A 23,418-nucleotide genomic window follows, 5' to 3' on the forward strand; every position below is an offset into this window, starting at 1 on the left:
CCATGTCCAGACTCAGCTCGTCAAGAAACAACCTCTTGACTCTTCACATCTAGTCCCCGACCCAACCCCTAAACTCGCTGCATGCCCTGGCACGCCCAACTCGACCTCCACTACCGCCGCGACGGCGAGCGCACCGTGCTGCAGCACCACCACACCGGTCCGCTGCGCATCTTCAAGAGCCTCTACCCCGAAGGCAGCGGCATTTGCCACAACGTGATCATTCACCCGCCCGGCGGGCTGGTGGGCGGTGATGTGCTGGAGGTCAACGTGCAGGCGGCGGCGCACACCCACGGCCTGCTCGCAACGCCCGGGGCCACGCGCTTCTACAGAAGCGACGGCCCGAGCGCCTCGCAGCAGGTCACCCTCGTGCTGGACGAAGGCGCCCGACTCGAATGGCTGCCACTGGAGGCCATTGCCTACCCGGGCTGCCTGGCCCACAACTCGCTGCGCGCCACGCTGGCCGACGGCGCCGAGATGATCGGCTGGGACGTCTGCGCGCTCGGGCTGCCCAACGCCGGCCAGGCGTTCGACCGTGGCAGCCTGACCCAGCAGCTGGACATTCCGGGCCTGTGGCTGGAGCGCTCGCGCATCGACGCAGCGGACACCCGCCTGCTCGAATCTCCGCTGGGCCTGGGTGGCCACAAATGCATGGGCACGCTCTGGCTGGCCACCGGCACACCGCTCACGCGCGAACGCCGCGAACACCTGCTGGCGTCGGTGCGCGCGGTGCTGGAGGGCGAACACGGTGTGCAGGTGGGCGCCACCTGCCCCAACCCGCGCATGCTGGTGGTGCGGGCGGTGGCCCCGCTGGTGGAGCCCCTCATGGCGCTGTTCCAGCGGGTCTGGGCGAGCTTGCGCACCGAGGCCTGGCAGCTGGGCAGCACCCCGCCGCGCATCTGGAAGGTGTGAGCCGCCCCGAAATGGGGTGCAAAGCCCCGTCTGATCGGTGCATCAGCCGGGGCAGGCCGTGCGCACAATGGGCCTGCCATTGAAGGGTGCGCCCTGCGCGCGCCCCGAACCACCCCATGCCCATCGCTGCGAACCACCTGCAAGACGCTCACGCGCTCGTCATCGAGGGCAACCTCCAGTCGCGTTCGATCCTCGTGTCGCAACTGCGCGAACTCGGTGTGGGCACGGTGTCGCAATGTTCCCGGCTGGTCGATGCGCGTCGCAAGCTGGAGGTCAACCGCTACGACGTCGTGATCTGCGAACAGCACTTCGAGCGCGACTCGATGTCGGGCCAGGACCTGCTCGACGACCTGCGCCGCAACCAGCTGCTGCCGTTCTACACGGTCTTCATCATGGTCACGGCCGAGGCTTCGTATGCCAAGGTGGCCGAGGCCGCCGAATCGGCGCTCGACGCCTACCTGCTCAAACCCCACACCGGCGCGCGCCTGAGCGACCGCATCATGATGGCGCGCGAGCGCAAGAAGGCGCTCGAAGCCATCTTCACCGCCATCGACGCGGAAGACTTCGAACACGCCGCGGCCTTGTGCCTGGAGCGGTTCGAGGCGCGGGGCAGCTACTGGCTGTATGCGGCACGCATCGGCGCCGAGCTGTTGCTGCGCAATGGCGACATCGGCGACGCGCAGAAGCTCTACGAAGCCGTGATCGCCGCCAAGACCCTGCCCTGGGCCCGCCTGGGGGTGGCGCGCGCGCAGCTCGAAGGTGGTCAACCGGCACGCGCCGTGACCACGCTGGAGAGCCTGATCCAGGACGACAACGCCTATGCCGATGCCTACGAAGTGATGGGCCGGGCGCAATTCGAGCTGGGCAACTTCCAGAGCGCGCTGAGCACCTACCAGATGGCCACGAAGCTCACGCCCTCCTCCATCACCCGCCTGCTCAAGCACGGCATGCTGGCCTACTACACCGGTGAACGCAGCGAGGGCGTGGAGCTGCTCGACCGCGCCACGCGGCTGGGCCTGGACTCCAAGATGTTCGACGCCCAGGCCCTGCTGCTGCTGGCCTTTGCACGGCTGGACAACAACGACCAGCGCGGCCTGGCGCGCACGGTGGACCAGCTCACCCGGCTGCGCGACCGCAGCCATGCGCCGGCCCGACCCCACCGCCTGCTGGGCATGGCCGAGAGCCTGCTCGCGCTGCAGCAGCAACACACGGCGCGCGCCCAGGACGATGTGCGTCGCCTGGCCGACGAGGCCCTGAGCCCCGACTTCGACTTCGAGACCGCCTGCAACCTGATCGCCCTGATGAGCCGCCTGCAGATGCGATCGATCGCCCTGAACGAATCGGACGCCGCGCTCGACACGCTGGCGCTGCGCTTTTGCACCAGCAAGGCGATGAGCGAACTGATGGCCTGCGCGGCCTCCGGCGGGCAGGGTTTTGCCGAGCGGGTGCGCAGCGCGCACAGCCAGATCCTGAAGATGACCGAGCAGGCAATGACGCTGAGCATCAAGGGCGACCCGCAGGGCACGGTGCTCAAACTGCTCGAAGACGGCGAACGCACGCTCAACGCCAAGCTGATCGAGTCGGCCCACCAGGTGCTGCAGCGCTACACCGTGCGCATTGCCGACTTTGCGGCGCTGAACGAGCGCACCGACGCCCTGCGCGAGCGCTACCGCACCACCGCGCAGCATTCCCGCCTGGGCGAGCACACCGGCGCTGTGGCCACGCCGGGCGGCGTGTCGCTGCCCGCGGGGTACAAGGCTCCGTCCACCGAAGGTCTGCTCGGCAGCGGCCGCTGACTCAGCGTTCGGCGAAGAGCGCGAGCACCTGCTCGCGAAACCAGCGGTTGTCCGGGTCGCCTTCGAACCGGTGGCTCCAGTGCAGGGACACGGTGAAGCCCCGGTCGACAAACGCAGGCTGCACGACCACGCAGCCACCCGTCTGCACAAAACCCTGCGCGATGTTGCCCGGCATCACCACGCACAGGTCGGTGGCCTGAACGATCGAGGGCAGCACCATGAAGTGCTCGGTGGTCAGGCGCAGCCGGTCCTGCAGGCCGGTCTGCGCAAGGATGCGCAAGGTGTCGCTGTGGGTGCGAACCGCCACGAAGTCGAGCTGGTGCAGGGCCTTGAGCAGGCTCGCCCCCCGCAGGCGATCGAGCAGTTTGCGCATCGGGTGGCCGCTGCGCATGAGCACCACGTAGCGGTCCTGCAGCAGCTCGGTGCGCTGGGTGTCTTTCACCTGCGGCAGAAAGCCGAACGCAAAGTCGATCACGCCGCTGTCCAGCGCGTGGCTGAGCCCGGTGTGCGGCACCGGCCGCGTGGCCACGCGCACGCCCGGGGCATCTTGCTGGAGCCGGGCCATGAGTTCGGGCAGAAAGCGGCTCTCGCCGATGTCGCTCATGTGCAGGCGGAACAGGCGGCGCGAACTGGCCGGGTCGAAGCCGCTCGATTCGCTCAGCGCACTGGCCAGCGTGGCCAGCGCGCCCTGCACCGCCTCGGCCAGCGCCACGGCCTTGGGCGTGGGCTTCACGCCGCCCGGTGCGCGCACGAACAGCGGGTCCTTCACCAGCAGCCGCAGCCGCGTCAGGCCGTGGCTCACCGCCGGCTGGGTCAAGCCCAGGTGTTCGGCGGCCCGGCTCACGCTGCCGGCGCGGTACACCTCGTTGAAGAGGCGCAGCAGGTTCAGGTCGAGGTCCTTGATATGCATGAGGTTCATGTCGCTTAGTGCGTTCATTGTATTGATCGATGAAGCCGCGCTGCCGATACTCAGTGGCCCAGCCGCCACCCGCCGGCCGTGGCGCACCGGAGACCAGGACCTTGGAAGTTTCATTCACTCAGGAAATCGAGTCGCTGCGGCTCGGGGACGGCGACACCTTCCATGGCGAGGGCATCCTCGCCATCACCAAGGCGCTGCTGCAGTCGGGCGTGTCGTATGTGGGCGGCTACCAGGGCGCGCCGGTGTCGCACCTGCTCGACGTGATGGTTCAGGCCAAGCCCTACATGGACGAACTCGGCGTGCATGTGGAGGCGTGCTCCAACGAGGCCTCGGCCGCCGCCATGCTGGGCGCCTCCATCCACTACCCGCTGCGCGGCGCGGTGACCTGGAAGTCCATCGTCGGCACCAATGTGGCGGCCGATGCCTTGTCCAACCTCGCCTCGCCCGGTGTCACCGGCGGTGTGCTGGTGGTGGTGGGCGAAGACTACGGCGAGGGAGCGAGCGTGATCCAGGAACGCACGCACGCCTATGCGCTCAAGTCGAGCATGGTGCTGCTCGATCCGCGCCCCGATCTCGCGCGCATGGTGCACATGGTCGAGCAGGGTTTCCGTCTCTCGGAAGCGTCGAACATGCCGGCGCTGATGGAGCTGCGCATCCGCGCCTGCCACGTGCGCGGCAGCTTCGTGACCAAGGACAACGTCCGGCCAGCACTCTCCCGCCACACCCTCATCGACGAGCCCGCGAGCTTCGACTACAACCGCCTGGCCCACCCGCCGGTGACCTTCCGCCACGAGAAGCTCAAGGGCGACGAACGCATTCCGGCGGCGCGGCGCTACATCGTGGAGAACGACCTCAACGAGTTCTTCGACGGTGAGCACAAGGACCTGGGCCTCGTCGTGCAGGGCGGCTTGTACAACACACTGATCCGTGCGCTGCAGCAGTTCGGCCTGGCCGATGCGTTTGGCGACACCGCCATTCCCATGCTGGTGCTCAACGTCACCTGCCCGCTGGTGCCCGAGCAGCTCACGAACTTCTGTCTGGGCAAGCGCGCGGTGCTGCTGCTCGAAGAAGGCCAGCCGGAGTACATCGAGCAGGAACTCGCCACGCTCTTGCGCCGGCTCGACATACAGACGCCACTCCACGGCAAGGACATGCTGCCCAACGCCGGCGAGTACACCGCCGAGGTGATGGCCAACGGCCTGGCCAGGTTTGTGGGCCGCTACCTGCAGGACCCGGCCACGCAAGCCGTGACGGAAACCGCGCGCGGCTGGCTGCAGGGCAACCAGGCGCGGCGCGCCGAGTCGGTGCAACAACTCTCGGCCCCGCTGCCTGCGCGCCCGCCGGGCATGTGCATCGGCTGCCCGGAACGCCCGGTGTTCTCGGCCCTCAAGCTCGCGCAGCAAGACACCGGCCCGGTGCACATCGCGGGCGACATCGGCTGCCACGCGCTGGCCACTTTCGAGCCGTTTTCGTTTGGGCATTCCATCCTGGGCTACGGCATGAGCCTGGCCAGCCGCGCCGGTGTGTCGCCGGTCATGAAGCGGCGCGTCTTGTCGGTGATGGGCGACGGCGGCTTCTGGCACAACGGCCTGCTCACCGGCGTGCAGAGCGCGCTCTTCAACGGCGACGACGCGGTGCTGCTGATCTTCAAGAACGGCTACACCTCGGCCACCGGCACGCAGGACATCATCTCCACCCCCGGTGACGCCGCCAAGGACGCGGCCAGCGACAAGGCGCAGAGCCTGGCCCACACCGACCAGACCATCGAGAGCACCTTGAAGGGTCTGGGCGTGAAGTGGATGCGCACCGTGAACACCTACGAGGTGGACACCATGCGCGCCACGCTCACCGAGGCCTTCAGCACGCCGTTTCAAGGCCTCAAGGTGATCGTCGCCGAAGGCGAATGCCAGCTGGAACGCCAGCGCCGCATCAAGCCCTGGATCGCCAACCTGCTCAAGAAGGGTGAGCGGGTGGTGCGCGTGAAATACGGCGTCGATGAAGACGTGTGCAACGGCGACCACGCCTGCATCCGCCTCTCGGGCTGCCCCACGCTCACGCTGAAAGACAACCCCGACCCGCTCAAGGTCGACCCGGTGGCCACCGTCATCGACGGCTGCGTGGGCTGCGGCCTGTGCGGCGCCAACGCGCACGCGGCCACGCTGTGTCCCTCGTTCTACCGCGCCGAGGTGGTGCAGAACCCCAGCTGGCACGAGCGCCTGATCCATTCGCTGCGCAGCCGTGTTGTGCGCCTTCTTCAGCCCGCTTGACCATGAACCCCCACGCTCAACAACCCATCTCCCTGTTGCTCTGCGCCCTCGGCGGCGAAGGCGGCGGCATCCTCACCGACTGGCTGGTGGAGGCCGCGCGGCACGCCGGCTATGCGGCCCAGGCCACGTCGATCCCCGGCGTGGCGCAGCGCACCGGCGCCACCACCTATTACATGGAAGTGTTTCCGGTGCCCATGGCCGGGCTGGGCGGGCGCCGGCCGGTCTTCGGCCTGAACCCGCTGCCCGGGCGGCTCGATGCGCTGGTGTCGTCCGAGCTGCTGGAAACCGGCCGCCAGATCACCAACGGCCTGAGCTCGGACAGCCACACGCTGGTGATCACCTCGTCGGCCCGGGCACTCACCACCGGCGAGAAGATGGTGATGGGCGACGGCCGGCGCGATGCGGCCGAACTGATCGACCTGGTGAACACCCACAGCCGCGCGCGCCATGTGCTCGACATGGCCGCGCTCACCAAGCAGGCCGGCACCGTGGTCAGCGCGGTGATGCTGGGCGCGATCGCCGGCAGCGGCTTGCTGCCGATGGCGCGGCAGGACTTCGAAGCCGCCATCGGCACCGGGGGTGCCAGCGCCCAGGCCAGCCTGCGCGGCTTCGCGCTCGCCTTCGACGCGGTGCAGGCCCAGCGCGCTCAGGCCGCGTATGTGGAGCAGGTGCTCGCACCCGAGCCCACCCCCGCCACACCCAGCCTGCCCGCCGCGCTGGCGCGCGAGTTCCCACCCGAAGTGCACCCGCTCATGGCCCTGGGCCATGCCCGTGTGTGCGACTACCAGAACGCGGCCTACGGCACGCACTACGCAGCCCGGCTGCGGCGCGTGCTCGAGGCCGAGAAGCGCACCGACCCGCAGGGCGAACACGGCTGGAGCACCACGGTGGAAATGGCGCGCTGGGTGGCGCTGTGGATGGCGTTCGACGACATCGTGCTGGTGGCCGACCTCAAGAGCCGCGCCAGCCGCCAGGCCCGCGTGCGCGCGGAGGCCAAGGCCGGCAACGACGACCTGCTGCGGGTGGTCGACCACTTCAAGCCCGGCGCGCCCGAGTTCGCCGCCATGCTGCCCGAAGGCCTGGCCCGCCGCGTGCTGGCCTGGGACCGCAGACGCGTGGCCGCCGGCCAGGCGCCCTGGGCGCTGCCGCTGAAGATCGGCACGCACTCGGTGCTGGGCATGCTGGCCTTGCGCGGCCTGGCCGCCACGAAACGCCTGCGTCCCATGGGCAGCCGCTTCCAGGCCGAGCAGGCCCTCATCGACCGCTGGCTGACAGCGGTGGTGCAGCTCACATCGATCCACTGGCAGCTGGGCCACGAGGTCGCGCTGTGCGGCCGGCTGATCAAGGGCTACGGCAGCACCAACGAACGCGGCAAGGACAACCTGCTGCACATCATCGACCACCTCGCCCTGCCGGCGCTCGGCGACCCGGGCAGCGCGGCGCAACGTTGCCGTGCTGTGGCCGCTGCCCGCAGCGCGGCCCTGAGCGACGAAGCCGGCCAGGCACTCGATCGGGCGCTGCAGCAACACGGCGCGCCCGCACGACCGGTGAAGGCCCAGCCGATCCGGTGGCAGCACAACCCCCGATTGAAAGTGAAGGCGGCTACGCCACACTGAACTTTTCCGTTCCCCCGCCACGCAAGACCAACAAGGAGACAGACATGAAACACAGCACCCCCCCTTCGCGCCGCTGGCACCTGGCCGCCGCCACCGCCCTGGGCCTCATGACGCTGGCCGGCGCGCCCGCAGCGCTGGCGCAGACCTGGCCCGAGAAGCCGATCAGGGTCGTGGTGGGCTTCCCGCCCGGTGGTGCGGCCGACCAGATCGCGCGGCTGGTGTCCACACCGCTGGCCGCCGCGCTCGGTCAGCCCGTGGTGGTGGAGAACCGCGCCGGGGCCAACGGCAACATCGCCGGTGACACGGTGGCCAAGGCACCGGCCGACGGCCACACGCTGCTCATGGGCTCGGGCGGCATGGTGTCGGTGAACCCGCACATCTACAAAAACATGCCCTTCGATCCAGCCAGGGACCTGACCCCGGTGGCATCGGCCGCGCGCATCCTGGTCTACCTGATGGGCAAGCCCACGCTGGAAGCCAACAACGTGCAGGACCTCATCAAGTTGATCAAGGCGAACCCGGGCCGACTGGTGTATGGCTCGGCGGGCAACGGCAGCTCGCCCCACCTCGCGGGCGAAATGTTCAAGAGCCAGGCCGGCCTGTTCGCGGTGCACGTGCCCTACCGCGGCGCCGCTCCCGCGCTCACCGACCTCATGGGCAACCAGATCGACTATTACTTCGACCCGGGCATCGGCCTCTCGCACGCCAGGGCCGGCCGCACCAAACTGCTGGCCGTGGGCAGCATGAAGCGCTCACCCCTGTTCCCCGATGTGCCCACGCTGGACGAGGTGGGCCTCAAGGGCTTCGACGCCGACTCGGTGTTCGGCTTCTACGCACCCGCGGGCACACCCGCGGCCGTGGTCACGCGCCTCAACACGGAAATCAACAAGATCCTGGCCACCGCGGCGGTGAAAGACCGCATCACGGCCCTGGGTGGAGAAGCCCTGGCACTCACGCCGGCCGAGTTCGGCAAGCGCGGCGCGGACGATTCGCAGCGCTTCGGCGCGATCATCAAGGAGCGCAAGATCACGGCGGAATGAGACCCGCTGGCCACGGGCTCAGATCGCCACCAGCTGGCGCACGCCCCTGGTCTGCATCTCGCTGCCGGGGCCGCTGGCAATCACTTCGCCGCGCTCCATGACCACATAACGGTCGGCCAGCGCTTCGGCGAAGTCGTAGTACTGCTCCACCAGCACGATGGCCATGTTGCCGCGGTCGGCCAGCATGCGGATCACGCGGCCGATGTCCTTGATGATGTTGGGCTGGATGCCTTCGGTGGGCTCGTCCAGGATCAGCAGCTTCGGGCCGGCCGCCAGCGCACGCGCAATCGCGAGCTGCTGCTGCTGACCGCCCGACAAATCTCCGCCACGCCGGCCCAGCATCTGCTTGAGCACCGGGAACAGATCGAACAGCTCCGGCGGAATGGGCGTGTTGCCCTTCTTGCTGGCCAGCCCCATGAGCAGGTTCTCGTGCACCGTGAGGCGTCCGAAGATCTCACGGCCTTGCGGCACAAACCCCAGCCCCAGGCGGGCGCGCTCGTACGGCGTGGCGCCGCTGATGGAAACACCGTCGAGCGTGATGCTGCCGCTCTTGATCGGCACCAGGCCCATGAGCGACTTGAGCAGCGTGGTCTTGCCCACGCCGTTGCGGCCCAGCACCACGGTCACCTGGCCGAGTTCGGCCTGTAGATTGACGTTGCGCAGGATGTGGCTGCCGCCGTAGTACTGGTTGACGTCTTTGACTTCGAGCATCACAAAACTCCGTTCGGGCTGAGCTTGTCGAAGCCCTCGTGCCACGGTTGCACAAAGCCCTTCGACAAGCTCAGGACGATCGGAGAAAGACCCTTCGACAGGCTCAGGGCGAACGGATATGCCATGTCAGCGTCCCAGATAAACCTCGATCACCCGCTCATCCGCCTGCACCTCGTCCAGCGTGCCCTCGGCCAGCACCGCGCCGTCACACAGCACCGTGACCTTCTCCGAAATCGTGCGGATGAAGCTCATGTCGTGCTCCACCACCATCAGCGAGTGTTTGCCCTTCAAGGTGAGGAAGAGCTGCGCGGTGCGCTCGGTTTCTTCGTCGGTCATGCCGGCCACGGGTTCGTCGAGCAGCAGCAGCTTCGGGTCCTGCATCAGCAGCATGCCGATCTCCAGCCACTGCTTCTGCCCGTGGCTCAGGTTGCCGGCCAGGCGGGCTGCGCTGTCGGTGAGGTGGATGGTTTGCAGCACCTCGCCGAGCCGGTCTTTCTCCTGCCCGGTCAGGCGAAACACCATGGAGCGGCGCACGCCCTTGTCGGTGGCCAGGGCCAGCTCGAGGTTCTCGAACACGGTGAGGTGCTCGAACACCGTGGGCTTCTGGAACTTGCGCCCGATGCCCATGGCTGCGATCTCGGCTTCGCGGTAACGCAGCAGGTCGATGGTGCTGCCAAAGAACACCTGGCCCGAGTCGGGCCGGGTCTTGCCGGTGATGATGTCCATCATCGTGGTCTTGCCCGCGCCGTTGGGGCCGATGATGCAGCGCAACTCGCCAGGCGCGATGTCCAGGCTCAGGTTGTTGATGGCCTTGAAACCATCGAAGCTGACGTTCACACCGTCGAGGTACAGGATGCGGCCGTGCGTGGTGTCCACCTGGCCGGGCACCACGAGCCGCGAGAAGCCGGCCGCGCGACCGCCCGACTCGGTGTTGCCTGCGGGGCCGGTGGCCGTGCTCTGCTGCAGACGCTGCGCGCCCTCTTCCATCAGGTCGGGTGTCATGAATGGCCACCACGTTCCGCCGTTGGCACGGGTCGCTGCCCGCCCGGGGGGCTGGCTTCGCCTGGGGGCGGCCCGGCGGCGAAACCGCTGCCCCCTTTCTGTCCACGCAGTTTTTTCACCAGCCCCACCACGCCTTGCGGCATGAAGAGCGTGACCACGATGAACAGCGCGCCCAGGAAATACAGCCAGACCTCGGGAAAGCTCACGGTGAGCCAGCTCTTGGCGCCGTTGACGAGAAAGGCGCCCACGATGGGGCCGATCAGGGTGGCGCGCCCGCCCACCGCGGCCCAGATCGCGATCTCGATGCTGTTGGCCGTGCTCATCTCGCCGGGGTTGATGATGCCGACCTGCGGCACATACAAGGCACCGGCGATGCCGCACATCACCGCCGAGATGGTCCAGATGGTGAGCTTGTAGGGCAGCGGGTTGTAGCCGCAGAACATCACGCGGCTCTCGGCATCGCGCACGGCCTGCAGCACCCGGCCGAACTTGCTGTTGACCAGCCAGCGCGCCCACAGATAGAAGCCGAGCAGCGTGAGGCCGGTGAGGATGAACAGCGTCATGCGCATGCCGGGCGTGGCCAGGGGAATGCCCAGGATGCGCTTGAAATCGGTGAAACCGTTGTTGCCGCCAAAGCCGGTCTCGTTGCGAAAGAACAGCAGCAGCGCGGCAAAGGTGAGCGCCTGCGTGATGATGGAGAAATACACGCCCTTGATGCGCGAGCGGAAGGCGAAGTAGCCGAACACGAAGGCCACCAGGCCGGGCACCAGCACGACCAGCAGCAGGGTGGCGATGAAGCTGTCCGACAGCGCCCAATGCCAGGGCAGCTCCTTCCAGTCGAGAAACACCATGAAGTCGGGCAGCTCGCTCTTGTAGTTGCCATCGAGCCCGATCTGGCGCATGAGGTACATGCCCATGACGTAGCCGCCGAGCGCAAAGAACAGGCCGTGACCCAGGCTCAGGATGCCGGTGTAGCCCCAGATCAGGTCCATGGCGAGGGCGCAGATGGCGTAGCACATGATCTTGCCGAGCAGGCCGACCATGTAGCCACTCAGGTGGAAGGGGCTGCCTTCGGGCACGAACAGGTTGAGCAGCGGCGCCACGGCACACACCACCAACAGGGCGACGACGAAGGCGCTCCAGCCGCCGCGGGTGAGCAGCGGTCCGGCCTGCGGCAACATGACCTCCACCCGGCCGGAGCCACCCTCGGACTCAGGGCGAACGGTACCCTTGCTGGTGCTCATGTGGCCTCCCTGCCCTTCATCGCAAAGATGCCTTGCGGCCGCTTCTGGATGAAGATGATGATGAAGACCAGCACCGCGATCTTGGCCAGCACCGCGCCGGCCCAGCCTTCAATGAACTTGTTGAGCATCCCCAGGCCCAGCGCGGCGTACACCGTGCCGGCGATCTGGCCCACGCCGCCGAGCACCACCACCATGAACGAGTCCACGATGTAGCTCTGACCCAGGTCGGGGCCCACATTGCCGATCTGGCTCAGCGCGCAGCCGGCCAGTCCTGCGATGCCCGATCCCAGCGCGAAGGCGTAGGTGTCGATGCGCGCGGTGTTGACCCCCATGCACGAGGCAATCGGGCGGTTCTGCGTGACACCACGCACGAACAGACCCAGGCGGGTCCGCGTGATCAGCAGCGTCACGCCCACCAGCACCGCCACCGCGAAGCCGATGATGATGATGCGGTTCCAGGGCAGGTTCAGGTTGCCCAGCAAGGTGACGCCGCCACTCATCCAGCTCGGGTTCTCCACCCCCACGTTCTGCGCCCCGAACAGGCTGCGCACCCCCTGCATGAGCACCAGGCTGATGCCCCAGGTGGCCAGCAAGGTTTCCAGCGGTCGGCCGTACAGAAAGCGGATCACGGTGCGCTCCATGACCGCGCCCACCAGCGCCGAGGCAATGAAGGCGATCGGCAGGGCCGCGAGCAGGTACCAGTCGAAATACGCGGGCAGCGACTGGCGGAAGAACACCTGCACCAGCCAGGTGGCGTAGGCGCCGATCATGATCAGCTCGCCGTGGGCCATGTTGATCACACCCATGAGCCCGTAGGTGATGGCCAGGCCCAGCGCGGCCAGCAACAGGATGGAGCCCAGGCTGATGCCGGTGAAGGCCTGGGCCAGCGTGTTGCCCAGCGCCAGCATGCGGTCGATGCCTTCGAGTGAATCGGCCAGAGCGGCTTTCACCTCGGCGCTGGTTTCGGTTTCCATCTGCTGCAGCAGCAGCGGCCGCACGATGGGCAGCTTGGCCTCACCCAGCTTCTGCGCGGCAGCCAGGCGCTGGGTCGCATCTTCGCTGGCGAGCAACACCGCGGCCTGCGCAAGCTCCAGGCTCTGGCGCGCCTGCGCGTCCAGGTTGCCGGCCAGGGCTTTGTCGATCAGTGCGAGCTGGCTGATGTCGGGTTCTTCAAAGGCGCTGCGCTGCAGGGTGCGCGCGGCCTCGCGCTGGCGCTCGGGCGGTGCGCCCACCAGCTCCATGCCGGCCAGCGCGCTCTCCATGGCGCTGCGCAGGCGGTTGTTGATCATGATGTCGCCCGCGTCGTCGGGCAGCGGCAGCTTCTCGCCGGTCACGGCGTCCACGGCGCCGTCGTCCTCCACGATGAACACCCGCTCGCCCTGCACTCGCACGGCCTCGGCCGCCATCGCCCGGATCAGCGCCGAGGCCTTTTCATCGGGGTCGGCGGCGAGCTTGTTCAGCGTGTCGATGCGCACGCCGGTGTCACCGTCCACCAGGGCCAATGCGTCGGCCGGCGTGAGGGCGTGGGTGGTGCTTGCGCCCATCCCGATCACCAAACACAGCCCCACCAAACGGAGCCAACGAATCGTCATGTGAATTCCTCAGCCGACAAAAGCAATCACAGAGGCGCGCAGGCCCGCCATCCCGCAGGCATCGAGGGTCCGGCTGCGCCGGCCCCAGATGCCGTCCCCCCTCCCAGCGCCGAAGGCGCGCCAGAGAAGGGGGAAGCCGCGTCAGCGGCGCAGGGGGGTGTTACTTCTTCTCGGGCACGTTCTTCTTGCCCTTGTTCTCGGCGATGTAGTCGCTCCATGGATCAGCGACCACCGGGCCGGGCGTCTTCCACACCACGTTGAACTGGCCGTCGGCCTTGATCTCGCCGATGAACACCGGCTTGTGCAGGTGGTGGTTTTCCTTGTCCATGGTGCTGGTGAAGCCACCCGGCGCCTTGAAGGTCTGGCCGGCCATGGCGGCGATGACCTTGTCGGTGTCGGTGGACTTGGCCTTGGTCACGGCCTGGGCCCACATGTTGATGCCGATGTAGGTGGCTTCCATCGGGTCGTTGGTGAGTGGCTTGTCCTTGTGGCCGGGGATGTTCTTGGCCTTGGCGTAGGCGCTCCACTTCTTGACGAACTCGGTGTTGGCCGGGCTCTTGATGCTCATGAAGTAGTTCCAGGCGGCCAGGTGGCCCACCAGCGGCTTGGTGTCCACGCCGCGCAGCTCTTCCTCACCCACCGAGAAAGCCACCACAGGCACGTCCTTGGCGGACAGGCCGGCGTTGCCCAGTTCCTTGTAGAACGGCACGTTGGAGTCGCCGTTGATGGTGGAGACCACGGCCGTCTTCTTGCCTTCGGACGAGAACTTCTTGATCTTGGCAATGATGGTCTGGTAGTCGGCGTGACCGAACGGGGTGTACTCCTCCATGATGTCGGCATCGGCCACACCCTTGGACTTCAGGAAGGCGCGCAGGATCTTGTTGGTCGTGCGGGGGTACACATAGTCGGTGCCCAGCAGCACCCAGCGCTTGGCCGAGCCGCCGTCCTTGCTCATCAGGTATTCCACCGCCGGAATGGCCTGCTGGTTGGGCGCAGCACCGGTGTAGAACACGTTCTTGCTGAGCTCTTCACCCTCGTACTGCACCGGGTAGAACAGCAGGCCGTTGGCCTCTTCCACCACCGGCAGCACCGACTTGCGCGAGACCGAGGTCCAGCAGCCGAAGATGACGGCGACCTTGTCCTGCGTCAGCAGCTGCTTGGTCTTTTCAGCAAACAGCGGCCAGTTGGAGGCCGGGTCCACGACCACGGGCTCGAGCTTCTTGCCCAGCAGGCCGCCCTTGGCGTTGATCTCGTCAATGGCCATCAGCACCGTGTCCTTGAGCACGGTCTCCGAAATGGCCATGGTGCCCGAGAGGCTGTGCAGCACGCCGACCTTGATGGTCTCCTGGGCGTGGGCGGGCAGGCTGGACAGGCCGCCGAGCGTGACGGCCACGGCAGCGGCGGACAGGGTCTTGAGGGTAAAACGGCGGGCGTTTGAGGGTGTCGACATGGCGCTTCTCCAGTGTTCCAGGGTTCCCGTGAGGGGCTTGTGTGGGCGCCGCCGGCTGCCCTCTTCGGACGTGGCTCAGCGGACAACCGGATGCTAGGCAAGCCCCTTGAGCCTGTATGTACGCCGGGTGGCGTACGTCCTTGGAACACGGAGGTGTCGAGCTCCAGGAAAAAGGCCAGCACGGGGCTGGCCTTGGTTGTCGGGGCTGCCAGGCGCTCAGCCCGCCGGCACCAGAAAGTCCTTGCTGATGCGCCCGCCCAACTCGTTCACCCGGTCGAGGAACTGCGTGAGGAAGGCGTGCAGGCCGGTGGCCAGGATCTCGTCGATGCGGGCGTACTGCAGGTCGGCCTTGAGCTTGCCGGCGCGGCGCAAGGTCTCGGCCGACAGGTCGTTGGACACCACGGTGAGGTTGTTGACCACTTCGTTCAAGCTGGCGGCCAGGCTGCGGGGCATGTCGGCGCGCAGGATCAGCAGCTCGGCCACGCGCTCGGGCGAGATCACGTCGCGGTACACCTTGCGGTAGACCTCGAAGCCGCTGACGCTGCGCAGGATGGCGCTCCAGTGGTAGAAGTCGTACTCCTGATCGAGCTCGCTGGCGGCGCCGAAAAAGTCGCTGTGCACCGCGTGGAACTTCACGTCGAGCAGGCGCGCGGTGTTGTCGGCGCGCTCCAGAAAGGTGCCCATGCGGTAGAAGTGAAAAGCCTCGTCCTGCAGCATGGTGCCGATGGCCACGCCGCGCGAGAGGTGGGAGCGGAACTTGACCCACTCGAAGAATTCGCTGGGGTCGCGCTCGAAGTTCTTGCTCTTGAGCATGCGGCCGAGCTCCAGCCAGGTCTGGTTCTGCGTTTCCCACAGCTCGGTGGTGAGCGCGCCGCGAACGGCGCGGGCATTTTCACGCGCGGCCTTCAGGCAGGTGGCAATGCTCGACGGGTTGGACTCGTCGCGCACCATGAAGTCGAGCACGTTGCGCGGCGTGATGGCCTCGCCGTACTTCTTGTTGTAGGCCGGCATGAGCTCGCTGATGACCAGCAGGCCTTCCCAGCCCACCTGGGCCACCGCGGCAGACTGCGGCAGCAGCGAGGTCTGGTAGTTCACATCGAGCATGCGGGCGGTGTTCTCCGCGCGCTCGGTGTAGCGGGACATCCAGAAGAGGTGGTCGGCGGTGCGTGACAGCATTTTTTTATCCCTTGATCAGTCTTCCAAGACCCACGTGTCTTTGGTGCCGCCACCCTGTGAAGAGTTGACGACCAGCGAGCCGTCCTTGAGCGCCACGCGTGTGAGGCCGCCTGGCACCATCTGCACCTCCTTGCCGCTGAGCACAAAGGGGCGCAGGTCGATGTGGCGTGGCGCCACGCCGCTTTGCACATAGGTGGGGCAGGTGGACAGCGAGAGCGTGGGCTGGGCGATGTAGCCGGCGGGGTTGGCCACCACGGCCTTGCGGAAGTCCTCGATCTCGGCCTTGGTGGACGCCGGGCCGACCAGCATGCCGTAGCCGCCGGCGCCGTGCACCTCCTTCACCACCAGGTCCTTCATGTTCGCCAGCATGTACTTGAGGTCTTCGGCGTCACGTCCCATGAAGGTGGGCACGTTGCTGAGGATGGGTTTTTGACCGAGGTAGAACTCGATCATCTTCGGCACGTAGGGATAGATCGACTTGTCGTCGGCCACGCCGGTGCCCACGGCATTGCAGATGGCCACATTGCCGCTGCGGTAGACACCGAGCAGGCCTTCGCAGCCCAGCGTGGAGGTGGGTCGGAACACGGAAGGGTCGAGAAAGTCGTCATCGACCCGGCGGTAGATCACGTCCACCCGCTTGGGGCCGCGCGTGGTGCGCATGTAGACGAAGTTGTCCTTGACAAACAGGTCCTGCCCTTCCACCAGCTCGATGCCCATCTGCTGCGCGAGGAAGGCGTGTTCAAAATAGGCGCTGTTGTACATGCCGGGCGTGAGCACCACCACCGTGGGCTCGGCGGTGGTGGCCGGACTCACCGCGCGCAGGGTCTCGAGCAGCAGGTCGGGGTAGTGCGCCACCGGGGCCACGCGGTTCTCGCCGAAGAGCTCGGGGAAGAGCCGCATCATCATCTTGCGGTCTTCAAGCATGTAGCTCACACCGCTGGGCACGCGCAGGTTGTCCTCCAGCACGTAGTACTCGCCGACCCCATCGGCATTGGGCGCCCGCACGATGTCCACCCCCGAGATGTGCGAGTAGATGTTGTGGGGCACGTCCACCCCCATCATTTCGGGGCGGAACTGCGCGTTCTGGAAGATCTGCTCGGCCGGCACGATGCCGGCCTTGATGATTTCCTGGTCGTGGTAGACGTCGTGGATGAAGCGGTTGAGCGCGGTCACGCGCTGCACCAGGCCTTCTTCCATGCTCAGCCATTCGTGTGCCGGGATGATGCGGGGAATCAGGTCGAAGGGAATCAGCCGCTCGGTGCCGGAGCCGTCCTCGTCCTTGGCGCCGTACACCGCAAAGGTGATGCCGACACGCCGAAAGATCATTTCGGCTTCTTCACGGCGGGCCGCCATGACCTCGTCCGGTTGCTGGGCCAGCCAGCGGGCATAGTTCTCGTAGTGGGCCCGGACCTCGCTGGGCGAGGCGTTCATTTCGTCAAACATCGGTCTGCTCATGGGCTTTTTTCTCCTCCCCGCAGCATAGCAAGGAGCGGGCCAGCAAACCCGGATTCAGGGCTCTCGCGCCGAAGACGGGCGCGCCGGAGGCCCGCCGTGATGCCAGTAGCGCCGCACCTGGTCGCGGTGGCAATCGAGCGTTTCGGGTTCGGCGCTGCGCCAGGTGGCGGCGCCACAGTCGGGCGAACTCACCCAGCGGATGCCGCGCTCGCGGTAGCGTCCGAGCACCTCGGGCGCCGGGTGGCCGAACCGGTTGCGGTAGCCCGACTGCACCAGCACCCAGCGCGGCTGCAAGGTGTTGAGCAGCACCGGACTGCTCGAGCTCAGGCTGCCATGGTGCGGTGCCAGCATCACCGTGGCGCGGTCGTGGGGCCGGGCCAGCGCAAGCTGCACTTCGCGCGCCGCGTCGATGTCCCCGCCCAGCCAGGCGCTGTGCTGCGCTCCCGCGATGCGCAGCACGCACGACATGGCGTTCGTGCCCAACAGCCCCTGGCCATCGGGTCCGAAGTCCTGCGGCAACGGGCGCAAGACCTCGAAGGTCACGCCGTCCCAGCTCCAGTGCTGCCCGGCCAGGCAGCGCTCGGCCGCGTCCGGGCTGAATGACGACAGCCAGCGCGCCCGCGGGTGGGCCTGGCGCACCGACCCGGCGCCGCCGGCGTGGTCGCTGTCGCGGTGGCTCACCACCACCGTCTCGAGCGTCTCCCCCAGCGCACGCAGCAACGGCAGGACCACGCGCTCGCCCGCGTCGCTGTCGGGTCCCCAACGCGGGCCGGCGTCGAACAGCAGGCTGTGCCCGGCCGTGCGCACCAGCACGGCGCTGCCCTGCCCCACGTCCAGCGCCACCAGCTCGAACTGTCCCGGCGCCGGGCGCGGCGGCGTCCACAGCAGCGCCGGCGCCAGCAGCAAGAGCCCGGCCGATCGCACGGTCCAGGGCAGGCGCAGCACCAGCAAGGCCCCGCCGGCCACCGCCGCCAGCGCCAGTGGCGCGGGCGCGGCCGGGCGAAAAACCGCTGCCCACGACCATTGCCCCAACCACTGCAGCACCGCCGAGAGCCCTTGCACCACCCCGGCGGCCAGCTCCCACAGGGCGGGCAGCAGCACACCCAGCATGGCCAGCGGGGTGATCAGCAGCGTCACCAGGGGAATCGCCACCAGGTTGGCCAGCAGCCCGACCACCGAAAACTGGCCGAACAGCAGCAGCGTGAGGGGCGCCAGCGCCAGGGTGACCACGGCTTGTTCGCGCACCAGACGCCCCAGCGGCCGCCACGCACGCCGATGCAGCGGCCCGGCCGGCGATCGATCGAAGTGGCGCCCGGGATCGGTGGCGAACAGGATGCCCACGGCCACGAAGCTGAGCCAGAAGCCCGGTTGCAGCAGCGCCCAGGGATCGAGCAGCAGCACCGCCGCCATGGCCAGCAGCCAGACCACCGGCCACGGCCAGTGCCGCACGCCCAGCCGCAGGCCGACCACCACCGCCAGCATGATCACGGTGCGCTGGGCCGGCACCCCCCAGCCGGAAAACAGGGCGTAGGCCGCCGCCAGCGCCACCCCGCCCCAACCGGCCAGCACCGGCGTGGGCAGCGCCAGCAAGGCCTGCGGCCAGATCCGGGCCAGGCGCCGCCAGCCCCAGGCCAGCACCGCGGTGGCGAGCCAGGCAAACATGGTCACGTGCAGGCCCGAAATGCTCATGAGGTGCGCCACGCCGGTGGTGCGGAACAGATCCCAGTCGTCGCGGGCGATGGCGGACTGCTCGCCCACCACCAGCGCGGACAGCACGCCGGCACTGCGCGGCTCGCCCACCCGCGCATCGATGCGTTCGCTCACGCCCTGGCGCAGACGGTCCAGGCGGTGGTGCCCGCTTGCCCCGACGCGCTCGGGCACCGGGTCGCGCGGGCCACTTCTCACATGGCCGGTCGCCTGGATGCCCTGTTCCCACAGCCAGCGTTCGCGGTCGACACCGTGGGGGTTCGACAAGCCGTGCGGGCTGCGCAGGCGCACCGTGAAGCGCCAGCGGTCACCGGCCCGCAGGTCCGGGGCCTGCCGGGCGAGCTCCCACTGCGGCCCCCGGTCGGCGGGTGCAAACCCGCTGGTCCAGCCCAGCTGGATGCGCTCGGGCAGCGTCACGGCCTGCGCACCGCGCCTGGCCGACTCCACGATGAATTCGAAGCGCTGGCCCTGCGCCACCCGCTGCGGCAGCGAAGCGATGCGACCGGTCAGGGCGATGTCGACGCCTTGCAGGGAAGGGTCCAGCGCCTGGCTGGCGAAGTGCGCGGCGCGCACACCGGTGAGGCCGACGCCAACCAGCAAGCCAGCGAGCAGGCAGCCCGTCCAGGCGGCGCGCGCGCCGGCCCGCAGTCGCGCGATGGCCAGCAAGCCGACGCCCGCACACAGCAGGCCGGCATACGCCGCCACCGGCCACAGGGCCGCTTGCTGCAACTGCAGCGCCACGCCCAGCACCCAGCCCGGCAAGACCGCCATCCAGCCCGGGCGCACGGTCAGGCTCGCGGGTCGGACACCACCGTCAAAGCCGCACGGGCGGTGCGGCGTTCGTTCTTTGGCGCAAGACTTGCTAGGATCAGTCCCAGCGCGCACGGCCCAGCCTTTGCCTGTCGATTCATTGTTTCCTCCCCCGTTGAAAGCCCCCACATGGCCATTCATGTCGCCCTGAGCCACATCACGCATTATCGATACGACCGGCTCGTGAAACTCGGTCCCCAGGTGGTCCGTCTGCGGCCCGCACCGCACAGCCGCACCAAGGTGCTGTCGTACTCCCAGCGCATCGAGCCAGAAGGCCATTTCATCAACTGGCAGCAAGACCCGTTTGCCAACTACCAGGCCCGCCTCGTCTTCCCCGAACCGACCACCGAATTCAAGGTCACCATCGACCTGGTGGTGGAAATGGCGGTCTACAACCCGTTCGACTTTTTCCTGGAACCGCGCGCCGAGAACTTTCCGTTCACCTACGACGAGGAACAGAAAAAGGAACTCGCACCCTATCTGGTCACGGCGCCCATGACGCCGCTGCTCAAGGCCTGGCTGGCCACGGTGGACCGCAGCGAGCGCCGCACCATCGACTTTCTGGTCGACGTGAACCAGAAGCTGCAGCACGCGATCGCCTACACCATCCGCATGGAGCCGGGCGTGCAGGCACCCGAAGAAACGCTCAAGCTCGGCAGCGGTTCGTGCCGCGACACCGGCTGGCTGCTGGTGCAGATCCTGCGCCACATGGGCCTGGCTGCGCGCTTCGTCTCGGGCTACCTGATCCAGCTCAAGTCCGACGTGACATCGGTCGACGGCCCGAACGGCCCCGAACAGGACTTCACCGACCTGCACGCCTGGTGCGAGGTGTTCCTGCCCGGCGCCGGCTGGATCGGCCTGGACCCGACCTCCGGCCTGCTCGCCGGCGAAGGCCACATTCCCCTGGCCTGCACGCCGCAGCCATCGAGTGCTGCGCCGGTCGAAGGCGCCATGGACAAGTGCGAGGTGGAGTTCAGCCACCACATGGGGGTGACCCGCGTGTACGAGTCACCCCGCGTGACCCTGCCCTACACCGACGAGCAGTGGGCCGGCGTGGTGGCGCTGGGCGAGCAGGTCGACCTCGACCTGCAACAGCACGACGTGCGCCTGACCATGGGCGGTGAGCCCACGTTCGTGGCCACCAGCGACCGCGACGCGGCCGAATGGAACACCGACGCGCTCGGCCCCACCAAGCGCGGCTACGCCACCGAGCTGCTCGACCGGCTGCGGGTGGAATACGGCGCCGGCGGCTTCGTGCACATGGGCCAGGGCAAGTGGTACCCGGGCGAACAACTGCCGCGCTGGGCACTCTCGATGTTCTGGCGCGCCGACGGCGAGACCATCTGGAACAACCCGGCGCTGCTCGCCGACGAGCGCGACGAGAAGCACTACACCAGCGACGATGCGCGCCGCTTCACCCAGGCGCTCGCCCGCAAGCTCGGGCTGTCCACGCAGTACATCACCCCCGGTTTTGAAGACACCTGGTACTACCTCTGGCGCGAGCGCCGACTGCCGGTCAACGTCGACCCGTTCAACGCGAAGCTCGACGACGAGCTCGAGCGCGCGCGCCTGCGCCGCGTGTTCACCCAGGGCCTGGAGGCCACGGTGGGCTATGTGCTGCCACTGCAGGCCTCCGGCCAGAACGGCACGCTCTCCAGCAACGGCAAGAGCAACTACGCCCGCGTCTCGGGCACCGTGTGGTCCACCGGACCCTGGTTCTTCCGCGACGAACGCATGTACCTCGTTCCGGGCGACTCGCCCATGGGCTACCGCCTGCCGCTGGACTCGCTGCCCTGGGTGTCGGCCGGCGACTACCCCTACCACATCGAACAGGACCCGCACACCGCGCGCGACCCCCTGCCTCGCGGCGCAGCGGTGAAACACCAGGTCTCGCCGCACCAGGTGGGCGGCGGCTTCGCCGAGGGTGGCACGGTGTCCATGCAGGGCATGGACTTCGACCCCGATGCCGATTCGGTGGAAGGACTGCGCGCGGGCCAGCCCGGCCCTGGCGCGGCGCCGGCCCAGGCCTTGTCCGCACGCTTCCCGCAGCGCGGCGAATCGGCCGCCTGGCTCACCCGCACCGCGCTGTGCGTCGAGGCACGCGACCCGCACCGCTCCAACGGACCCAAGGCCGAGAAGGCGGGCGGCGGCAAGATCCAGCACCTCTACATCTTCATGCCACCCATGGCGCATCTCGAGGACTACCTGGATTTGCTGGCCGCGGTGGAAGCCACCGCCGAGCGCCTGGGCGTGACGATCGTGCTCGAGGGCTACCCGCCGCCGCGCGACCCGCGCCTGAAGATGCTGCAGATCACGCCCGACCCGGGTGTGGTGGAGGTCAACATCCACCCGGCCCACACCTGGGGCGAACTGGTGGAGCACACCGAATTCCTGTACGAGGCCGCGCACCAGACCAGGCTGTGCGCCGAGAAGTTCATGACCGATGGCCGCCACACCGGCACCGGCGGCGGCAACCACTTCGTGATGGGCGGTGCCACGCCGGCCGACTCGCCGTTCCTGCGCAAGCCCGAGCTGCTGGGCAGCCTGATCGCCTACTGGCACAACCACCCCTCGCTGTCCTATCTGTTCAGCGGCCTGTTCATCGGCCCGACCAGCCAGGCACCGCGCGTGGACGAAGCGCGCAACGACCAGCTGTACGAGCTGGAAATCGCGCTGGCGCAGATCGAGAAGAACCGCGAGACCCATGGCGACCAGATGCCGCCCTGGATGGTGGACCGAACGCTGCGCAACATCCTGATCGATGTGACCGGCAACACGCACCGCAGCGAGTTCTGCATCGACAAGCTGTATTCGCCCGACACGCCCACGGGCCGGCTGGGCCTGCTGGAACTGCGCGCCTTCGAAATGCCGCCGCACGCCCGCATGAGCATTGCGCAACAGCTGCTGCTGCGTGCGCTGGTCTCGCGCTTCTGGCAACAGCCCTGGCACGGCCGCCTCACCCGCTGGGGCACCGAGCTGCACGACCGTTACCTGCTGCCGACCTATGTGCGCATGGACTTCGAGGACGTGCTCACCGACCTGGCCGACTTCGGCTACCGCTTCGACATGTCGTGGTTCGACCCGCATTTCGAATTCCGCTTCCCCCTGGTCGGCCAGGTGGCCGCGCGCGGCATCGAGCTCACGCTGCGCAGCGCGCTGGAGCCCTGGCACGTGATGGGCGAAGAAGGCGCGCCGGGTGGCACCGTGCGGTATGTCGATTCGTCGCTGGAGCGCATCGAGGTGCGCGTGAGCGGCTGGAACGACAGCCGATACGTGATCACCTGCAATGGCCGCGCCATCCCGCTGCAGACCACCGGCACCGCCGGCGAGTATGTGGCCGGCGTTCGCTACAAGGCGTGGAGCCCGCCGTCGGCACTGCACCCCTCGATCCCGTCGCACGCGCCGCTCACCTTCGACATCGTCGACACCTGGATGAAGCGCTCCATGGGCGGCTGCCAGTACTTCGTGGCCCATCCCGGCGGGCGCAACTACGACACTTTCCCGATCAACGCCTACGAGGCCGAGAGCCGTCGCATGTCGCGCTTCTTCCAGATGGGGCACACACCGGGCCGGATGGAAGTGAAGCCAGCCAGCAGCAGCCGCGAGTTCCCCGCCACGCTGGACCTGCGTTACTGAGCCAACGCCAGCCACCGTGCGGGCGCGCCGCCTTGTGTGACGGAAACGACAGGACGGACGCCTGCGCGCCGGGCTGCGCGCAGGTCAA

General features: G+C 67.9%; 16 protein-coding genes. 6 read left to right on the forward strand and 10 right to left on the reverse strand.

The genetic code is table 11. The annotated features are described in order from the left end of the window. Positions 1-81: 81 nt before the first annotated feature. Together QUV35_RS14380 and QUV35_RS14385 are read left to right on the forward strand one after the other, a co-directional pair. A complete protein-coding gene (locus QUV35_RS14380; protein ID WP_300875436.1) occupies positions 82-909 on the forward strand; it encodes an urease accessory protein UreD in 828 nt (275 codons plus the stop codon). A gap of 116 nt (positions 910-1,025) precedes the next feature. Beyond that, positions 1,026-2,705 (forward strand): tetratricopeptide repeat protein, encoded by a 1,680-nt coding sequence (locus tag QUV35_RS14385; protein WP_300875439.1) that lies wholly within the window; start codon positions 1,026-1,028, stop codon positions 2,703-2,705. 1 nt (position 2,706) lies between these two features. Here QUV35_RS14385 and QUV35_RS14390 read toward each other — a convergent pair whose 3' ends face one another. Further along, positions 2,707-3,624 carry a LysR family transcriptional regulator gene (locus QUV35_RS14390; protein ID WP_300875443.1) on the reverse strand — a complete coding sequence of 306 codons (918 nt, stop codon included), beginning with the start codon at positions 3,622-3,624 and terminating at the stop codon, positions 2,707-2,709. A gap of 101 nt (positions 3,625-3,725) precedes the next feature. On the opposite strand from QUV35_RS14390, the gene QUV35_RS14395 reads away from it, so the two are divergent. The 3 genes from QUV35_RS14395 (at position 3,726) to QUV35_RS14405 (ending at position 8,547) form a co-directional block, all read left to right on the forward strand. Next, on the forward strand, positions 3,726-5,891 hold the full coding sequence (locus QUV35_RS14395) for an indolepyruvate ferredoxin oxidoreductase subunit alpha (RefSeq protein ID WP_300875446.1): 2,166 nt from the start codon (positions 3,726-3,728) through the stop codon (positions 5,889-5,891). Between the two features lie 2 nt (positions 5,892-5,893). Next, on the forward strand, positions 5,894-7,507 hold the full coding sequence (locus QUV35_RS14400) for an indolepyruvate oxidoreductase subunit beta family protein (RefSeq protein WP_300875449.1): 1,614 nt from the start codon (positions 5,894-5,896) through the stop codon (positions 7,505-7,507). A 107-nt stretch (positions 7,508-7,614) separates the two neighbouring features. Then, positions 7,615-8,547: a tripartite tricarboxylate transporter substrate binding protein gene (locus QUV35_RS14405; protein WP_300875565.1), complete on the forward strand. Its 933-nt coding sequence runs from the start codon at positions 7,615-7,617 to the stop codon at positions 8,545-8,547. Positions 8,548-8,565: 18 nt separating this feature from the next. Here the strand turns inward: QUV35_RS14405 and urtE are convergent, their stop codons facing one another. From urtE to QUV35_RS14450, 9 genes are all read right to left on the reverse strand, one after another. Next, a complete protein-coding gene (gene urtE / locus QUV35_RS14410) occupies positions 8,566-9,258 on the reverse strand; it encodes an urea ABC transporter ATP-binding subunit UrtE (RefSeq protein WP_300875451.1) in 693 nt (230 codons plus the stop codon). Beyond that, positions 9,258-9,383: a hypothetical protein gene (locus tag QUV35_RS14415; protein WP_300875454.1), complete on the reverse strand. Its 126-nt coding sequence runs from the start codon at positions 9,381-9,383 to the stop codon at positions 9,258-9,260. Before QUV35_RS14415 ends, urtE begins: the two co-directional genes overlap by 1 nt. Before the next feature lies 1 nt (position 9,384). Further along, the gene (gene urtD / locus QUV35_RS14420; RefSeq protein WP_300875457.1) at positions 9,385-10,260 is read right to left on the reverse strand and encodes an urea ABC transporter ATP-binding protein UrtD; all 876 of its coding nucleotides are present in this window, start codon (positions 10,258-10,260) and stop codon (positions 9,385-9,387) included. Then, entirely contained in the window at positions 10,257-11,441 is a 1,185-nt protein-coding gene (urtC, locus tag QUV35_RS14425; RefSeq protein ID WP_300875567.1) for an urea ABC transporter permease subunit UrtC, read from the reverse strand. Before urtC ends, urtD begins: the two co-directional genes overlap by 4 nt. 59 nt (positions 11,442-11,500) lie before the next feature. Continuing rightward, the gene (gene urtB, locus QUV35_RS14430; RefSeq protein WP_300875460.1) at positions 11,501-13,096 is read right to left on the reverse strand and encodes an urea ABC transporter permease subunit UrtB; all 1,596 of its coding nucleotides are present in this window, start codon (positions 13,094-13,096) and stop codon (positions 11,501-11,503) included. A 160-nt stretch (positions 13,097-13,256) separates the two neighbouring features. After that, entirely contained in the window at positions 13,257-14,546 is a 1,290-nt protein-coding gene (gene urtA / locus QUV35_RS14435) for an urea ABC transporter substrate-binding protein (protein WP_300875463.1), read from the reverse strand. A 216-nt stretch (positions 14,547-14,762) separates the two neighbouring features. Then, positions 14,763-15,722, reverse strand: a complete 960-nt coding sequence (locus tag QUV35_RS14440) for an alpha-E domain-containing protein (protein WP_300875466.1) — start codon at positions 15,720-15,722, stop codon at positions 14,763-14,765. A gap of 15 nt (positions 15,723-15,737) precedes the next feature. Further along, on the reverse strand, positions 15,738-17,177 hold the full coding sequence (locus QUV35_RS14445; RefSeq protein ID WP_300875469.1) for a circularly permuted type 2 ATP-grasp protein: 1,440 nt from the start codon (positions 17,175-17,177) through the stop codon (positions 15,738-15,740). Between the two features lie 54 nt (positions 17,178-17,231). Continuing rightward, positions 17,232-19,670: a DNA internalization-related competence protein ComEC/Rec2 gene (locus tag QUV35_RS14450; RefSeq protein ID WP_366945441.1), complete on the reverse strand. Its 2,439-nt coding sequence runs from the start codon at positions 19,668-19,670 to the stop codon at positions 17,232-17,234. A 153-nt stretch (positions 19,671-19,823) separates the two neighbouring features. Between QUV35_RS14450 and QUV35_RS14455 the strand changes: the two genes are divergently transcribed. After that, the gene (locus QUV35_RS14455; RefSeq protein ID WP_300875471.1) at positions 19,824-23,330 is read left to right on the forward strand and encodes a DUF2126 domain-containing protein; all 3,507 of its coding nucleotides are present in this window, start codon (positions 19,824-19,826) and stop codon (positions 23,328-23,330) included. Positions 23,331-23,418 lie beyond the last annotated feature (88 nt).

Origin of the sequence: Hydrogenophaga sp., from assembly GCF_030373225.1 — a bacterium.
Lineage (GTDB): Bacteria > Pseudomonadota > Gammaproteobacteria > Burkholderiales > Burkholderiaceae_C > Hydrogenophaga.